The organism is Serratia nevei, assembly GCF_024160145.1.
GTDB lineage: Bacteria > Pseudomonadota > Gammaproteobacteria > Enterobacterales > Enterobacteriaceae > Serratia > Serratia nevei_A.
The window spans coordinates 275354-290862 of the sequence record NZ_JAMYWQ010000002.1; the positions used below are offsets into that span (position 1 = coordinate 275354).

Consider the following 15509-nt stretch of genomic DNA (forward strand, 5'->3'; position numbering starts at 1 on the left):
GTGAGGATCGTCAGGCGGCGGCCGCGTTGTTTACTAAACAGTAAGGCGGGGCGGGAGGTTACGTCGAGATCGGGCAAACGTCCGGCGGCGCCTCGGCGGCCTGCTGGCGGAATTTTCCCGGCGTCAGGCCGAAGTGGCGGGTGAAGGCTTTGTGCAGCGCCACCTCCGACGAGTAGCCGGCCTGTTCGGCGATACGGCTCAGCGGCAACGCCTGGCGTGCCAGCAGCCGGGCCGCCAGCTGCATGCGGATGGCGGTGAGGGCCTGCAGCGGCGTTTGCTGCGTGACCTGGCGGAAGACGCGGGCGAAGTTGGCGCGCGACATATGGGCCCGTTCGCTCAGTTCCACCAGCGTCCAGGGGTGTTGCGGGCGATGCAGCATCTGTTCAACCACGTTGCCCAGCTGTGGGTGCAGCAACGCGGCGACCAGATTACCGCTCTGATTCGGCTGGGCCAGCCGCCCCTGTTGGCGGCTGTTGAACAGCAAACATTCCGGCAGGCTCGCCAGCAGCGGCGATGCGCTGTGCGGCAAGATTTGCACGCCGCACAGCAGGTGCGTGGCGCTGTCGGCCCCCTCCGGCAGCAGGCGGTGGGCGGAGTTGTGCGGCAAGAACAGCAGGCTGCCTTGCTCCAGCGGCAGCGGGCGGCCGCCGGGGATCTCCAGCCGACAGCTGCCCGCCAGCACCATGTGCCAGCGGATCTGGCTCCACTCCCCGGCGGCATGCGGCGAGCGCCATTCGCCGCTGAAATGGCAATCGCGCGCCACGTAACCGCGCATGTCGTTAAGCATCAACAGTTGGCTGAGCGGGTCCATGTTGAGACTCCTGGCTAAGAAGCTGATTGTTTCGGCAATGGGCCGGCGTAATGCCAAGCACTAAGATCGGTTCGATAGTGCAGCGATGCGGAGGGCGTCGCTGCGATGCATGAGTTATCAATGACATGGAGCCGGTAATGAAAATACTATTCTTTCTGAGCAAGGGCGACAAGCTGGGATTAACGCTGATTCGCCTCAGCATCGCCATCGTCTTCTTATGGATTGGCCTGCTCAAATTCATCCCTTACGAAGCGGACAGCATCACGCCGTTCGTTGCCAACAGCCCGCTGATGTCGTTTTTCTATGACATGCCGCAGGACTATCAGGCGCACCTGACGCACGAAGGCGAACTGAACCTCGACGCCCGCGCCTGGCAGCAGGCCAACAATACCTATGGTTTTTCCAACGGCCTGGGCGTGGTGGAGGTGGCGATCGCGCTGCTGGTGCTGGCCAACCGGTTTTCCAAATGGCTGGGGCTGTTGGGCGGCATGTTCTCCTTTTGCACGCCGCTGGTGACGCTGACCTTTTTGGTCACTACTCCGGAGGCCTGGGTGCCCGCGCTGGGTGATGCGCATCACGGTTTCCCCTATCTCTCCGGCGCCGGCCGTCTGGTGCTGAAGGACACGCTGATGCTGGCGGGCGCGGTGATGATCATGGCGGATTCGGCGCGCAGTTTGCTGGAGCAACAGTGGCGGGGAAAAGCAGCATGAGCGCAATCATCCGGGCCGTGGCCGGCAGCCTGATGATGCTGGTTGGTTCTGCCGTGGCGGAGGGGACGATGGGGCCAGAAACCCGAACGGTAGAGAGCGCCTACGCTTATCAGGAGACGCGTCAGCGCATTATCAGCATGGCCGAACAGAAGGGCGTGACGCTGTTTGCCGAGTTCGATCACGCGAGAGCGGCGCGTGAGCATCATTTGACGATGCCGCCCACCACGGTGCTGGTGCTGGGCAACCCGCTGGCGGGCACGCCGCTGATGCTGGCGCGGCCGGCGTTGGCGCTGGATCTGCCGTTCAGGGTGCTGATTGCGCAAGACGAACGGGGCAAAACGCAGGTCAGCTACCACCCGGCGGAAAGTCTGAAACGGAGCGCCGGGGCCGACGAACGACAGATCGCGGCCCTGAGGCCGCTGGCGCGGTTGGTTGAGGCCGCAATACGCTGATTGACAGGCGATGAACATCACGAGACGAGGCGACACAATGTACGATTATCAGGCGATTATCATCGGTTTTGGCAAGGCCGGCAAAACGCTGGCGGCCTTTCTGGCCGGGCAGGGATGGCGCGTGGCGATGGTGGAGGCATCGGCGCAGATGTATGGCGGCACCTGCATCAACATCGGCTGCATCCCGACCAAAACGCTGGTGCACGATGCCGAGCTTCACGGGCCGGGCGAACAGGCGTTCAGCCAGGCGATGGCGCGCAAGCGGCAGGTGACCGGCCTGCTGCGGGAGAAAAACTACCAAAACCTGGCGGGGCTTGAACAGGTCTCGGTGATCGACGGACGGGCAGCGTTTATCGATCCGCACCGCATCAGCGTGCAGGGTGCGGCGGGAACGCAGGTGCTGAGCGGCGAGCACATCTTCATCAACACCGGGGCCGTCAGCCGCCGGCCGGCGATCGACGGGTTGGATCGTTCGCAGCGCAGTTACGACAGCACCGGTCTGCTGCAGTTGACGCAGCGGCCCGCGCGGTTGGGTATTATCGGCGGCGGTTATATCGGGCTGGAGTTCGCTTCGATGTTCGCGCAGTTCGGCAGCGCCGTGACGGTATTCGAAGAGGCGGGCGCGTTGCTCGGCCGGGAAGACCGCGATATGGCGCAGGCGATACAGCAAATCCTGAGCGACGCCGGGGTCAGCTTCACGTTTAACGCCGGCGTGCAGCAGGTGCGCGATGTGGAAGGGGGCGTTGAGGTGGTGCATCAGGGCGGCGTGCAGCCGTTCGATGCGCTGCTGGTGGCGGCCGGGCGCGTGCCGAACACCGCCGGCTTGCAGCTGGCGCGCGCCGGGGTTGAGACGGATGAGCGCGGCGCCGTGCGGGTGGACGAACAGCTGCGCAGCAGCGTGCCACATATCTGGGCGCTGGGGGACGTCAACGGCGGGCCGCAGTTTACCTATATCTCGCTGGATGATTTCCGCATTGTGCGCGACAGCCTGTTCGGCGCGGGTAAACGCAGCACGGCCGATCGCGGCGCGGTGCCTTACTCGGTGTTCATCACCCCGAGCTTCTCGCGCATCGGCCTCAGCGAAGATCAGGCCCGGCAGCAGGGGCGCGACATTAAGGTCGCCACGCTGCCGGCGGCGGCGATCCCGCGCGCCCGCGTGCTGGGCGACACGCGCGGCCTGCTGAAGGCGGTGGTCGATGCGCAGACCGGCCAGATCCTCGGCGTGGCGCTGCTGTGCCGCGATGCCCACGAGATGATCAACATCGTCAAAACGGCGATGGACGCCGGGCTGCCCTATACCCGGCTGCGCGATCAGCTGTTCACCCATCCGACCATGAGCGAGTCGCTCAACGATCTGTTTGGGCTGATAGGATAAAGCGGGGCGAGAGGGGCGGCGCAGATGAGTGAGATCTGCGAAGCACCTCTCGTTTATCGCCCTTCGGGGCGGCGGGTTCTGTACTATTGTTTTCTCTTTGCGGCACGTTCCAGGCCGATGGGGCGCTGGGCGCAACGGAGATCACAGATGAACAAACGGGAATTAGAAAGCGCGATTGTCACCGATTTTTCCAAACGCATGAGCTATGGCGACTACCTGTGCCTGGACTCGCTGCTGGACTGCCAGCACCCGCTCTCCAACCCGCCGCATCATGACGAAATGCTGTTCGTGATACAGCACCAAACCTCCGAACTGTGGATGAAGCTGATGCTGCACGAGCTGCAGGCGGCGCTGCGGCTGGTGCAGCAGGACAAACTCAGCCACTGCTTCAAAATCCTTGCGCGCGTCAAACAGATCCAGCGGCTGCTGTTCGAACAGTGGGCGGTACTGGAAACGCTGACGCCGTCGGAATACGTCGAGTTTCGCGACGTGCTGGGCAGCTCGTCGGGCTTCCAGTCGCATCAATACCGCTCGATCGAGTTCCTGCTCGGCAACAAGAATGCGGCGATGCTGGCGGTGTTCAGCAGCGATGCGGAAAAACATGCCGCGCTGAAGGCGATCCTCGAAGCGCCGAGTCTGTACGACGAATACTTGCTGTACCTGGCGCGCCACGGCCTGCCGATCCCGCAGGAGTGCCTCGAGCGCGACTGGACGCAGCCCTACCAGCGCAACCCGGATCTGCTGCCGGCGTTCAAAGTGATCTACGACAACCCGCAAACCTACTGGGAAGCCTATGAAATGGCGGAGAAGCTGGTGGATATCGAAGAGAGCTTCCACCTGTGGCGCTTCCGCCATATGAAAACGGTGGAGCGGATCATCGGCTTTAAGTCGGGCACCGGCGGTTCCAGCGGCGTCAGCTTCCTGAAAAAGGCGTTGGATCTGACCTTTTTCCCCGAGTTGCTGGACGTGCGCACCGAAATCGGCGCCTGAGATCACGAGAGAGGGTAAGGGCGATGAGCGTGAGGATTATCGATAAAGCGGCGGAGAAAGTGGTGGGGGTCAGAGTCGTGGGGCCGTATCCGCAGACGATCCCACAGGGCTCGCAGCAACTGCTGGCATGGCGGCAGCGCCACGGCGTGCCGCTGGGCAAATGGCTGGTGCTGTATTGGGACGATCCGGCGGAAGTGGCGCTGGCAAAGCTGCGCGCCGACGTGGTGATGAGCGTCGCGGACGATTTCGCGCTGCCGGCGGGCAGCGAGGGCGTTACCGTGCAGACGCTGCCCGCCGGGCAGTATGCGGTTTACCACGTGCGCATCAGCGATGGCGACTTCGAGCGGGTGTGGGGCGAGTTCTATCAGAAGCTGCTGCCGGCCAGCGGCTACCAGCCGGTTGAGGGGGTGAGCTACGAACACTATCTCAACGACTGCGAAGCCGACGGCTATTTCGACCTCGATATTTACCAGACGGTGAAGACGTGGTGAGGCTGGATAACCTGCCGGTCTTTCGCGATCGGACCATCGGCCTTAGGCGGAGTTAACGCGGCAAGGGAGCAAAGGCCAGTTGGCCGATGAGTTCGCATAGCCAGATCAACGCCGGGTCGCGTGTTGCCTGTCGGCCGGCGATCAGCTCGATGGGAAAAGGGGCGATAGCCAATTCGTCAGGCAGCGGTAGAAAACGCACCCGATGCGGATCGGAAAACCGCCGGGCCACGCTGGCGGCCAGGGTGGCGATCAGATCGCTGTCGGCGACCACGGCCGGCAGGGCGACAATATGCGAAAAGGTGACGGCGACGCGCCGTTGGCCGCCGATTTCCGCCAGACGCCGGTCAACCAATCCCCTGGCGGAACCGTCGTCAGCCGGCGCATACAGCCCATGCGGCAGGCTAAGGTAGCGCGCCAGATCCCAGCGTCCATCCGCCAGCAGCGGGTGTGAACGGCTGGCGATACACACCAGATGCTCCTCAAACAACGTGCGCACATAGTGGCTTTCCGCACCGGAAAGATGCCCTCCCAGCGCGATGTCCACCTCGCCGCGATCCAGCTGCCGGTAAATATTGTGGCGATCCAGACGCGAAACGCGAATATCGATGCCGGGTGCCGCCTGGCGCAGCCGACTGATGATGGCGGGCAGCAGCAAGATATCGGCATAGTCGCCGGCCGCCAGCGTAAAGCGCCGTTGTCCGGCAGTGGCCGGATCGAAACGGGCAGGGGGCGCCAACGCCAGATGGATCTGTTCAAGCACCTGCCGTATCTGCGGCATAAGCTGATGGGCGCGCGGCGTGGGCGCCATGCCACCGCCGCTACGAACAAACAGCGGATCGTTCAGCAGAATGCGCAGCCGCGCCAACGCATTGCTGACGGAAGGTTGGGCGCGGTTAAGGCGCCGGCCTGCGGCGGTGACGTTGCGTGTCTGATACAACGCCTCAAATACCACCAGCAAGTTGAGATCGACGCTGGATAAATTCATTTTATGAATACTCTATATACAGATAATCCATTTCCAGAATCATACTGCGTTCTCTAGGCTGGTAGCACACGAATTTAGCCTTTAATCAGGGGAAATGATGAACAAAGTATTGATCACCGGCATTGAGCCGTTCGATGGCGATGCGGTAAATCCTTCCTGGCAGGTCGCGCAGGCGTTGGCCGGTGAGCAGATCGGCGGGGCGGAGATCGTGGTGCTTGAGCTGCCCTGCGTATTGGGCGTGGCCAATCAACAGCTGATCGCAGCGATTGAGGCGGTGCGGCCGCGGGCGGTGATTTGCCTGGGGCTGGCCGGCGGCCGGGCCGAGATATCGCTGGAACGGGTGGCCATCAATTTGATCGACGCTCGCATTCCCGATAATGCCGGCAAGCAACCGATCGATGTGCCGGTGGTCGCCGGCGGGCCGGTGGGCTATTTCAGTACGCTGCCGGTCAAAGCCGCGGTGCAAGAGCTGCGCCGACGGGGGATCCCGGCGGCGGTGTCTTACACCGCGGGCACCTATAACTGCAACCATCTTTTTTACGGATTGCGACACTATCTGGAGACGCACCCTTCGGCGATCAGGGGCGGGTTCGTGCATATCCCATACAGCCATGAGCTGGCGGCGGCGCACCCGGGCAAGCCGAGCATGGCGTTGGCGACGATGATTGACGCGGTGCGCGCTATTGTGCAGGTAACGCTGACGATAGAAGAAGATGTGCGATTCGGCGACGGCGCCGTACATTAAAGGCAGGGCGTGGTGAACCACGCCCTGTTAGCGGTTATTCGTCGGTGACGCGGATCACCAGCTTGCCGAAGTTTTTGCCCTGCAGCAGACCGATAAATGCCTGCGGCGCCTGCTCCAGCCCGTCGACGATATCTTCGCGGAACTTGATTTTCCCCTGCTCGACCCAGCGGCTCATCTGCTGCTGGAACTCGTCAAAGCGCGAACCGTAGTCTTCGAAGATGATAAAGCCCTGCATACGGATGCGCTTACGCAGGATCAGACCTTCCAGCAGCGGTAGCCGGTCTGGCCCGGCGGGTAATCCGGTGGCATTGTAATGAGCGATGATGCCGCAGACCGGAATGCGCGCCTTGACGTTCAACAGCGGCAAGACGGCGTCGAACACTGCACCGCCGACGTTCTCATAATAGATGTCGATGCCCTGCGGGCAGGCGGTAGCCAACCGTTCGGCAAAGTCGGGGGCGCGGTGATCGATACAGGCGTCGAAACCCAACTCTTCCACCGCATAGCGGCATTTTTCCGCGCCGCCGGCGATGCCGATGACGCGACAACCCTTCAGTTTACCGATTTGGCCGACCACCGAACCGACCGCGCCGCTGGCGGCGGCCACCACCAGCGTTTCACCCGCTTGCGGTTGGCCGATATCCAGCAGCCCCATGTATGCGGTAAATCCCGGCATGCCCAGCACGCCCAGCAGGCGGGAAGGGTGCGGCAGGTGCGGGCCGAGGTTGCGCAGGCCGCTGCCGTCGGACAAGGCATAGTCCTGCCAGCCGTCATACCCCAATACCCAATCGCCGACGTGGAAATCGGGATGCTGTGAAGCCGCCACGCGCGATACCGTACCGCCCACCATCACCTGGCCGATCGCCACCGGCGGCGCATAGGACGGGGCATCGCTCATGCGGCCGCGCATATAGGGATCCAGCGACAGATAAACGGTGCGCAGCAACAGCTGCCCGGCGCCGGGCTGCGGCACGGAGGCGGTTTCAAGACGAAAGTTCGCCGCCGTCGGTTCGCCGTGCGGGCGTGAGGCCAGCAGGACGCGACGGTTCTGTTGAGAAGGGGACATCGAAAGCTCCTTTGCATTGCAACAAACAAGGTTCGTTAAGCCTAGTTCAGGGGCGCCAGGGCAACGTTACCGAATGTGCTGAGCCTCAGAGCGGAACGATCAGTACGTCAATATGGCTGATGTTGATGAAGCGGGCGGCGGAACAGGAGACCTTGTTCATCATGCCGTCTCGGTGATTGCCGCACAGCAGCAGGTCGAACGGCCGGTGGCGGCTGGCGTATTCCAGGCTGTCGCCCAGCTCGCCGTGCACGATCAGCGTATCGGCGATCGGATAACCGGCTCGCTGCCGCAGCGCTTCCATAAACAGCCGGGTTTCCTCCTCCATCAGCGCACGCAAATCGCCCAGCATTGGCCCGGCGAAATTATTGTACATTTCCGGATTGGCGAGGGTGCTTAACAGCGTGATGTTGCCGCCGTAGGGGCGGACGATGGAGACGGCCTTTTCCACCAGACGATGGCTGTCAGGCGCGACGGCGACGGTGACCAGCACGTTTTGATACCCCATATCCTACTCCTTGTCGTATCCGTCTTCAGGCTACCGCGTCGGCGGCGAACGGTGAAAAGCTTCGGATAAAGGGTAGAACCTGGCGGGCGGAATAAATGTGTTTCGTATCACGTGCGGCAATAAAAGCGGGATTTATCCGGTTATATAGCAATAAAAGATAAAACCGTTGCCGCACGTAATTTCGCTGAATTAATTAAAGCACCTGTGCCCACAGCGTTTTCGGCACCTTGCCCAGATCGAACAATTTACCGGCAACCAGCTCGGCGCGACGGTGGTCGGCAGCGCGGTACATATTGCTCATTTCTATATCATTTTCAATGGAATAGTTCAGTTTGTCGTACACCTTCTCCAGGCTGTCCAAAGTGGAGCATTTACGGAATGTCAGCAGATATTCGAGCGTATCGGTCATGATTAAAATATAGCCTGTTAATAGTTGAAGCCGGGTGAATAACACATCAATGGCTCACGGCGAGCAGCGATGTACGACCTGACAAAAATCATTTCAAGTAGATAAATTTCACGGGGTAATAATGAGACACCGCCCTGCGGCGGCGCTTTAGTGAATCATAATATGCAAGCGCGCCGTCAGCAATCTCATCCTGCTGATAAATGAAGAAATAGGGAAAGTCTCAGGGCGACGCTTGACGGTGGCGTCGCTGAAGCGCCGCTGTTCCTGGGGTGTGCAAGCGTGCCGCTTCACATACGGTTCCCTGGCGGGGATGATTTTTACCGCCTTCAGCGTGGTCGGCGCGGCGTTTGGCGTTTTTTATCGCTGCGGTGCTGGGCCGCACGATTAGGAGGATAAAACAAAACTGTGTTTTATTTATTGCAATGGGCAGCGGCGGCGCGGGTAATTTTAATAACCTACAGCGCCGGGTGGTAATTAAGGTCGCGGCAAAAAAGAAATAAAAAAGCATTAAAGTTTCATGGTGCATTGCCGATATGTCGTTTTGAGGTGATTTAACGCAAAAAAATCATTCTTGCGCCATGCTAATACGGAAACATATCGTTACGACTGTTGGCTTGTTCACTACGTCAGCGAATCATTGATAAGCCATTGTCACCTGATGTTGAAAATTAGAACAGCCTCAGACAAGGGGATTAAGTCAAATCCGAAAGCTAATAACCTTATAGTTTACGTTGGTTATTTTTCAACTTGGATATTTTTTGGCATCGCAAATGGTTATTTATACTAACTTTGTCGCCTATATGCAGATTTTTGTTCTGTTATTTTGGTTTGGTGATGCTTTTGTTCGAATTGATCTAAAAAAGATAATTTTTTGGCTCATAAACATTGTTTTTAAGACGTTTTTTTACCTGTGGCGATTTGTTGAGCAAAAATGCGGTTGATAAACGTGCGCATTTAGGCATATTTGGCTTAAATATTTTTTATTTTTGTGATCTGTGTCACATTGTATTTAAAATTGCCTCTCACTTACATTGTGTGTGCTAATGGTTCGGGGGTAGAGTTGCGCTGGTTTAGGAATAATCTTATTAAATTTGTAAAAATAGTTTCATGGTGACTAAACACTATCGAAGCAAAATGCTGTACATCCATACACGTTGGTTTACGCTCGTAGCAAATACTGAACAGTGGTCGAATTTAGCGATTGGCGAAAGTTATAGCAGTCGTTTTTGAGAGATTAATTTGCCAACTTTGGGAAACAACCCAAGTCACGGGCGATAAAATTTATCACCCAGCGTATGTTTTTAAACATAGTCTGTCGGGATGGGGAATATGGGTACGTCTGAATTACTTAAGCATATTTATGACATCAATTTGTCATATTTACTTTTAGCACAGCGTTTGATCAACGATGAAAAAGCGTCCGCGATGTTCCGCCTTGGTATCGATGAAGCCATGGCCGACGCCCTGGCGCAGCTGACTTTGCCGCAAATGGTCAAGCTGGCTGAAACCAACCAGCTGGTTTGCCATTTCCGCTTTAACGAAAGCCAGACGATCGAACGCCTGACCAAAGAGTCGCGCGTCGACGATCTGCAACAAATCCATACCGGCATTTTGCTATCAAGCCATTTACTGCAAGAGCTATCGAGTAAAGACGCTAGCCCGACGAAGAAAAGAGCCTGATGATGGTTGAGAAAAGTATTGTTCAAGAAGCCAAGGACATTCAGCTCGCCATGGAGCTGATTTCACTGGGGGCCCGTTTGCAGATGCTGGAGAGTGAAACCCAGCTCAGCCGCGGGCGCTTGATTAAGCTTTATAAGGAGTTGCGCGGTAGCCCGCCGCCGAAAGGGATGTTGCCGTTCTCAACCGACTGGTTTATGACATGGGAACAAAATATTCATTCTTCGATGTTTTACAACGCCTACCTGTTCCTGATGAAAAGCGGGCAGTGCAGCGGGGTGGAAGCGGTGATTAAAGCCTATCGCCTCTACCTGGAACAATGCCCCCAGCAGGCCGGCGATGCGCCGTTGTTGGCGTTGACCCGCGCCTGGACGCTGGTGCGTTTTGTCGACAGCGGCATGCTGCAGCTCTCCGCCTGCAGCTGCTGCGGCGGCGCGTTTATCACCCATGCGCACCAGCCGCTGAACGGTTTCATCTGCAGTTTATGCCAACCCCCATCCCGCGCCGTAAAAAGACGTAAACTTTCGCCGCAACTGGCCGATATTATTCCTCAACTGCTGGACGAGCAGGTCAAACGCGCCATTTGAGCCGCCGCATTGCCGGCTCTCGGCAATGAATACCGACGTGTGATACGCAGGGGCGGCATGCCGCCCCCAGACACGCAGCCTGGTCTGTCGCGCCAGGGCGCGTTTGCCCCACCTTCCATCCACATTGTTAATTTAAGGAATGCGTGTGCTAGTTATTTTGGGTTATCTCGTGGTATTGGGTGCGGTGTTTGGCGGCTACCTGATCGTGGGCGGTCATCTCGGTGCGTTATATCAGCCGGCCGAATTTCTGATCATCGGCGGAGCCGGGGTTGGCGCTTTCATCGTCGGCAACAACGGCAAGGCGATCAAAGCCACGCTGCGCGCGCTGCCACGGCTGATGCGCCGTTCCAAATACAACAAAGATCTGTACATGGATCTGATGGCGTTGCTGTTCCGCCTGCTGGCCAAATCGCGTCAGCAGGGCATGCTGTCGCTCGAGTTCGATATCGATAATCCGCAAGAAAGTGAAATTTTCTCTAATTATCCGCGCATCCTTGCCGATAACACACTGGTGGAGTTCATTACCGACTATTTACGGCTGATGGTGAGCGGCAATATGAATGCGTTCGAGATCGAAGCGCTGATGGACGAAGAGATCGAAACTTACGAACAGGAAAGTGAAGTGCCAGCCGGCAGTCTGGCGATGGTGGGCGACTCCTTGCCGGCGTTCGGCATCGTCGCGGCGGTGATGGGGGTGGTACACGCCCTGGCCTCGGCCGACCGGCCGGCCGCTGAACTCGGGGCGTTGATCGCCAACGCCATGGTCGGTACTTTCCTCGGTATTCTGCTGGCCTACGGTTTCATCTCGCCGCTGGCCACGTTGCTTCGTCAGAAGAGCGCCGAAAACGTCAAAATGATGCAGTGCATCAAGGTCACGCTGCTGTCGAGCCTGAACGGTTATGCGCCGCAGATCGCGGTCGAGTTCGGCCGTAAAACGCTGTATACCACCGAACGTCCTTCTTTCGTTGAGCTGGAAGAACACGTGCGCCGCGTGAAAGCGCCGGCACAGCAGGCGACGGAAGAAGAAGAAGCATGAAACAGAATCACCCGGTCGTTCTGGTCAGAAAGCGCAAGTCGCATCATGCCGCCCATCACGGCGGCTCCTGGAAGATCGCCTATGCCGACTTTATGACGGCGATGATGGCGTTCTTCCTGGTGATGTGGCTGCTGGCGATCGCCAGCCCGCAGGAGCTGACGCAAATCGCCGAATATTTCCGCACGCCGCTCAAGGTCGCCCTGACCAGCGGCGACAAGAGCAGTTCCGAAAGCAGCCCGATCCCGGGCGGTGGCGACGATCCCACGCAACAGCACGGCCTGGTGAAAAAGCAGGTTGATTCGCCGGACAAACGCGCCGAAGAGCTGCGCCTGAACAAGCTGCGCGAAAAGCTGGACGAGTTGATTGAGTCCGATCCGCGCCTGAAGGCGCTGCGTCCGCATCTGTTGATCAACATGATGGACGAAGGGCTGCGCATCCAGATTATCGATAGCCAGAACCGGCCGATGTTCAAAACCGGCAGTGCGCAGGTCGAGAGCTACATGCGCGACATTCTGCGGGCGATCGCGCCGATCCTCAATGATTTGCCGAACAAGATCAGCCTGTCCGGGCACACCGACGATATTCCTTACGCTACCGGCGAGCGCGGCTACAGCAACTGGGAACTGTCGGCCGATCGTGCCAACGCCTCCCGACGTGAGCTGATCGCCGGCGGTCTGGCGGAGGGCAAGGTACTGCGGGTGGTGGGCATGGCGGCCACCATGAGCCTGAAACAGCACGGCGCCGATGACGCGATTAACCGTCGTATCACCGTGCTGGTGCTGAATAAGCAAACGCAAGAAGGCATCGAACACGAAAATGCCGAAAGCAACGCGATGGATATCGCCCAGCCGGACAGCCTGAAACAGCTGGCGCCGTCGGCGACCATGCCGGCCAGCCAAACGCCGGAACCCCAGGCGACAACGCCGGCGGAGCAAACGCCGCCGCAGGTGGCCGCGCCAGGCGGGCAACCGCAGGCATCCCCGACGACAGCCCCGGCCGGCCAGGCGCCGGAACAACCGGCGCCCGCACCGACTAACCGCGACTCACAGCCAGAGGTGACCCCGTGAGCATGGACATTAGCGATTTTTATCAGACCTTCTTTGATGAGGCGGACGAGTTGCTGGCCGACATGGAGCAACACCTGCTGGAGCTGGATCCGCTGGCCCCCGATATCGAGCCGTTGAACGCCATCTTTCGCGCGGCGCACTCGATCAAGGGCGGCGCGGCGACCTTTGGTTTTTCGGTGCTGCAGGAAACTACCCACCTGCTGGAGAACCTGCTGGACGGTGCAAGACGCCAGGAAATGAGCCTGAGCACCGAGATTATCAACCTGTTTCTGGAAACCAAAGACATTATGCAGGAGCAACTGGACGCCTATAAAACCTCGCAACAGCCTGACGCCGAAAGCTTTGAATACATTTGCCAGGCGCTGCGTCAGCTGGCGCTGGAAGCGCAACAGCAGCAGGAGGCGCCCGTGGCTCAGCCGGCCGTTCAGCAGCCCGATGTACGGCCACCGGCCGCGCAGGCGGCGATCGAAGGCGGCATGCGCATCAGCCTGAACGGGCTGAAAGCCAGTGAAATCCCCTTGATGTTGGAAGAGCTGGGCAACCTCGGCGAGGTCAAAGATCCACATCAGACGGAACACAGCCTGGACGTGACGCTGCTCACCTCCGCCAGCGAAGACGACATCAGCGCCGTGCTGTGTTTCGTGCTGGAACCGGAGCAAATCAGCTTCTCGACGCCGATGCAAAGCGCGCCGGCAGCGGCCGAAGCCAGCCAGCCTGAAGCGGTCGCCGTGCCGGAGCCTGCATCTGCGCCTGAGCCGGTCGCCAGCGCCGCGCCGCCTGCCGCCAAACCGGCCGCTGCACCGGCGGAAGCGCCGAAAGCGCGCGCCAAGGCGAGCGAATCCACCAGTATCCGCGTGGCGGTGGAAAAGGTGGATCAGCTGATCAACCTGGTCGGCGAACTGGTGATCACCCAGTCGATGCTGGCGCAACGCTCCGGCACGCTCGATCCGGTGAATCACGGCGATCTGCTGAACAGCATGAGCCAGCTGGAGCGTAACGCGCGCGATCTGCAGGAGTCGGTGATGTCCATCCGTATGATGCCGATGGAGTACGTCTTCAGCCGTTACCCGCGCCTGGTGCGCGATCTGGCCGGCAAACTCAACAAACAGGTGGAGCTGACGCTGCAGGGCAGTTCGACCGAACTGGACAAGAGCCTGATCGAACGCATTATCGATCCGCTGACGCACCTGGTGCGCAACAGCCTCGACCACGGTATCGAAGAGCCGGCTACCCGCATCGCCGCCGGCAAGTCGGCGGTGGGCAATCTGGTGCTGTCGGCCGAACACCAGGGCGGCAACATCTGCATTGAAGTCATCGACGACGGTGCCGGTTTGAACCGTGAAAAAATTCTCGCCAAGGCCGCATCGCAAGGGCTGGCGGTCAGCGACAGCATGAGCGACGAAGAGGTCGGCATGCTGATCTTTGCACCGGGCTTCTCCACCGCCGAGCAGGTGACCGACGTTTCCGGCCGTGGCGTCGGGATGGACGTGGTGAAACGGAATATTCAGGAGATGGGCGGCCACGTCGAGATCCGTTCGCAGGCCGGTAAAGGCACCACCATCCGCATCCTGTTGCCGCTGACGCTGGCGATCCTCGACGGCATGTCGGTCAAGGTGAACGACGAAGTCTTTATCCTGCCGCTGAACGCGGTGATGGAATCGCTGCAGCCGCAGGCGGAGGATTTGCACCCGCTGGCCGGTGGCGAACGCGTGCTGCAGGTGCGCGGCGAATACCTGCCGCTGGTGGAGCTGTATCGGGTCTTCGAAGTGGAAGGCGCCAAAACCGACGCCACGCAGGGCATCGTCGTTATCCTGCAAAGCGCCGGTCGCCGCTATGCGCTGCTGGTGGATCAGCTGATCGGCCAGCACCAGGTGGTGGTGAAGAATCTGGAAAGCAACTACCGCAAAGTGCCGGGCATCTCCGCCGCCACCATTTTGGGTGACGGTAGCGTGGCATTGATCGTCGATGTCTCGGCGTTGCAAACCTTGAACCGTGAAAAGCGTCTGACGGACGCCGCCGCATAATAATGAGTTTATTGATTTAAAAGGTGAATGATATGGCAGGATTGGCAGCCGTCAGCAAATTGGCTGGCGAAACGGTAGGGCAAGAGTTTCTGATTTTTACCCTGGGCAACGAAGAGTACGGCATCGATATCCTCAAGGTGCAGGAAATTCGCGGCTACGATCAGGTGACCCGCATCGCCAACACCCCGGCGTTCATCAAGGGCGTCACCAACCTGCGCGGCGTGATCGTGCCGATCATCGATCTGCGGGTGAAATTCTCGCAGCAGAGCGTGTCCTACGATGAGAACACCGTGGTGATCGTGCTGAACTTTGGCCAGCGCGTGGTAGGCATCGTGGTTGATGGCGTTTCCGACGTGCTGTCGCTGACCGCCGAGCAGATCCGCCCGGCGCCGGAGTTCGCGGTGACGCTGGCAACGGAATACCTCACCGGTCTCGGTTCGCTGGGCGAGCGCATGCTGATCCTGGTGGATATCGAAAAGCTGCTGAGCAGCGAAGAGATGTCGCTGGTCGACAGCGTGGCGAAAAGCGTCTGATTCATGACCCGAGGGGGCAGGGCGCTGCCCCCTTCATCCATTACTA

18 protein-coding genes are annotated in these 15509 nt (G+C 59.3%); 12 read left to right on the plus strand and 6 right to left on the minus strand.

Going from position 1 to position 15509, the window contains the following annotated elements; all coding sequences use genetic code 11:
- Positions 1-58: 58 nt before the first annotated feature.
- The gene (locus tag M6G53_RS03020) at positions 59-811 is read right to left on the minus strand and encodes a helix-turn-helix domain-containing protein (RefSeq protein WP_253328818.1); all 753 of its coding nucleotides are present in this window, start codon (positions 809-811) and stop codon (positions 59-61) included.
- 137 nt (positions 812-948) lie between these two features.
- Between M6G53_RS03020 and rclC the strand changes: the two genes are divergently transcribed.
- From rclC to sbmC, 5 genes are all read left to right on the plus strand, one after another.
- Positions 949-1521: a reactive chlorine resistance membrane protein RclC gene (gene rclC / locus M6G53_RS03025; RefSeq protein WP_253328820.1), complete on the plus strand. Its 573-nt coding sequence runs from the start codon at positions 949-951 to the stop codon at positions 1519-1521.
- Positions 1518-1973, plus strand: coding sequence for a DUF302 domain-containing protein (locus tag M6G53_RS03030; protein ID WP_253328822.1), 456 nt, complete (start codon positions 1518-1520; stop codon positions 1971-1973). Before rclC ends, M6G53_RS03030 begins: the two co-directional genes overlap by 4 nt.
- A gap of 37 nt (positions 1974-2010) precedes the next feature.
- Positions 2011-3348: a reactive chlorine resistance oxidoreductase RclA gene (gene rclA, locus M6G53_RS03035; protein WP_253328824.1), complete on the plus strand. Its 1338-nt coding sequence runs from the start codon at positions 2011-2013 to the stop codon at positions 3346-3348.
- A gap of 147 nt (positions 3349-3495) precedes the next feature.
- Positions 3496-4338 carry a tryptophan 2,3-dioxygenase gene (gene kynA, locus M6G53_RS03040; RefSeq protein ID WP_197833631.1) on the plus strand — a complete coding sequence of 281 codons (843 nt, stop codon included), beginning with the start codon at positions 3496-3498 and terminating at the stop codon, positions 4336-4338.
- Between the two features lie 23 nt (positions 4339-4361).
- The gene (sbmC, locus tag M6G53_RS03045) at positions 4362-4829 is read left to right on the plus strand and encodes a DNA gyrase inhibitor SbmC (RefSeq protein WP_253328826.1); all 468 of its coding nucleotides are present in this window, start codon (positions 4362-4364) and stop codon (positions 4827-4829) included.
- Between the two features lie 52 nt (positions 4830-4881).
- On the opposite strand, the gene M6G53_RS03050 is transcribed toward sbmC, so the two are convergent.
- Complete coding sequence (locus M6G53_RS03050) at positions 4882-5814, minus strand: LysR family transcriptional regulator (protein ID WP_253328828.1); 933 nt, start codon at positions 5812-5814, stop codon at positions 4882-4884.
- A 97-nt stretch (positions 5815-5911) separates the two neighbouring features.
- Between M6G53_RS03050 and pcp the strand changes: the two genes are divergently transcribed.
- A complete protein-coding gene (gene pcp / locus M6G53_RS03055; RefSeq protein WP_253328830.1) occupies positions 5912-6559 on the plus strand; it encodes a pyroglutamyl-peptidase I in 648 nt (215 codons plus the stop codon).
- Positions 6560-6593: 34 nt separating this feature from the next.
- Here pcp and curA read toward each other — a convergent pair whose 3' ends face one another.
- From curA to M6G53_RS03075, 4 genes are all read right to left on the minus strand, one after another.
- On the minus strand, positions 6594-7625 hold the full coding sequence (gene curA / locus M6G53_RS03060) for an NADPH-dependent curcumin/dihydrocurcumin reductase (protein WP_253328832.1): 1032 nt from the start codon (positions 7623-7625) through the stop codon (positions 6594-6596).
- A gap of 85 nt (positions 7626-7710) precedes the next feature.
- Positions 7711-8130 carry a universal stress protein UspC gene (uspC, locus tag M6G53_RS03065; protein ID WP_253328835.1) on the minus strand — a complete coding sequence of 140 codons (420 nt, stop codon included), beginning with the start codon at positions 8128-8130 and terminating at the stop codon, positions 7711-7713.
- A 193-nt stretch (positions 8131-8323) separates the two neighbouring features.
- Positions 8324-8539, minus strand: coding sequence for a transcription modulator YdgT (gene ydgT, locus M6G53_RS03070; RefSeq protein ID WP_253328837.1), 216 nt, complete (start codon positions 8537-8539; stop codon positions 8324-8326).
- Between the two features lie 220 nt (positions 8540-8759).
- Positions 8760-9065: a hypothetical protein gene (locus tag M6G53_RS03075; RefSeq protein ID WP_253328839.1), complete on the minus strand. Its 306-nt coding sequence runs from the start codon at positions 9063-9065 to the stop codon at positions 8760-8762.
- Positions 9066-9868: 803 nt separating this feature from the next.
- On the opposite strand from M6G53_RS03075, the gene flhD reads away from it, so the two are divergent.
- The 6 genes from flhD (at position 9869) to cheW (ending at position 15463) form a co-directional block, all read left to right on the plus strand.
- A complete protein-coding gene (gene flhD / locus M6G53_RS03080; RefSeq protein ID WP_033647796.1) occupies positions 9869-10219 on the plus strand; it encodes a flagellar transcriptional regulator FlhD in 351 nt (116 codons plus the stop codon).
- Positions 10219-10803, plus strand: a complete 585-nt coding sequence (gene flhC / locus M6G53_RS03085) for a flagellar transcriptional regulator FlhC (RefSeq protein ID WP_019452971.1) — start codon at positions 10219-10221, stop codon at positions 10801-10803. The genes flhD and flhC overlap by 1 nt, the downstream gene beginning before the upstream one ends.
- 145 nt (positions 10804-10948) lie before the next feature.
- Complete coding sequence (gene motA / locus M6G53_RS03090) at positions 10949-11839, plus strand: flagellar motor stator protein MotA (RefSeq protein WP_015378266.1); 891 nt, start codon at positions 10949-10951, stop codon at positions 11837-11839.
- Entirely contained in the window at positions 11836-12906 is a 1071-nt protein-coding gene (gene motB / locus M6G53_RS03095) for a flagellar motor protein MotB (RefSeq protein WP_253328841.1), read from the plus strand. The genes motA and motB overlap by 4 nt, the downstream gene beginning before the upstream one ends.
- Positions 12903-14930 (plus strand): chemotaxis protein CheA, encoded by a 2028-nt coding sequence (gene cheA / locus M6G53_RS03100; protein WP_253328843.1) that lies wholly within the window; start codon positions 12903-12905, stop codon positions 14928-14930. Before motB ends, cheA begins: the two co-directional genes overlap by 4 nt.
- 32 nt (positions 14931-14962) lie before the next feature.
- Positions 14963-15463, plus strand: a complete 501-nt coding sequence (gene cheW / locus M6G53_RS03105; protein ID WP_025303271.1) for a chemotaxis protein CheW — start codon at positions 14963-14965, stop codon at positions 15461-15463.
- Positions 15464-15509: the final 46 nt, after the last annotated feature.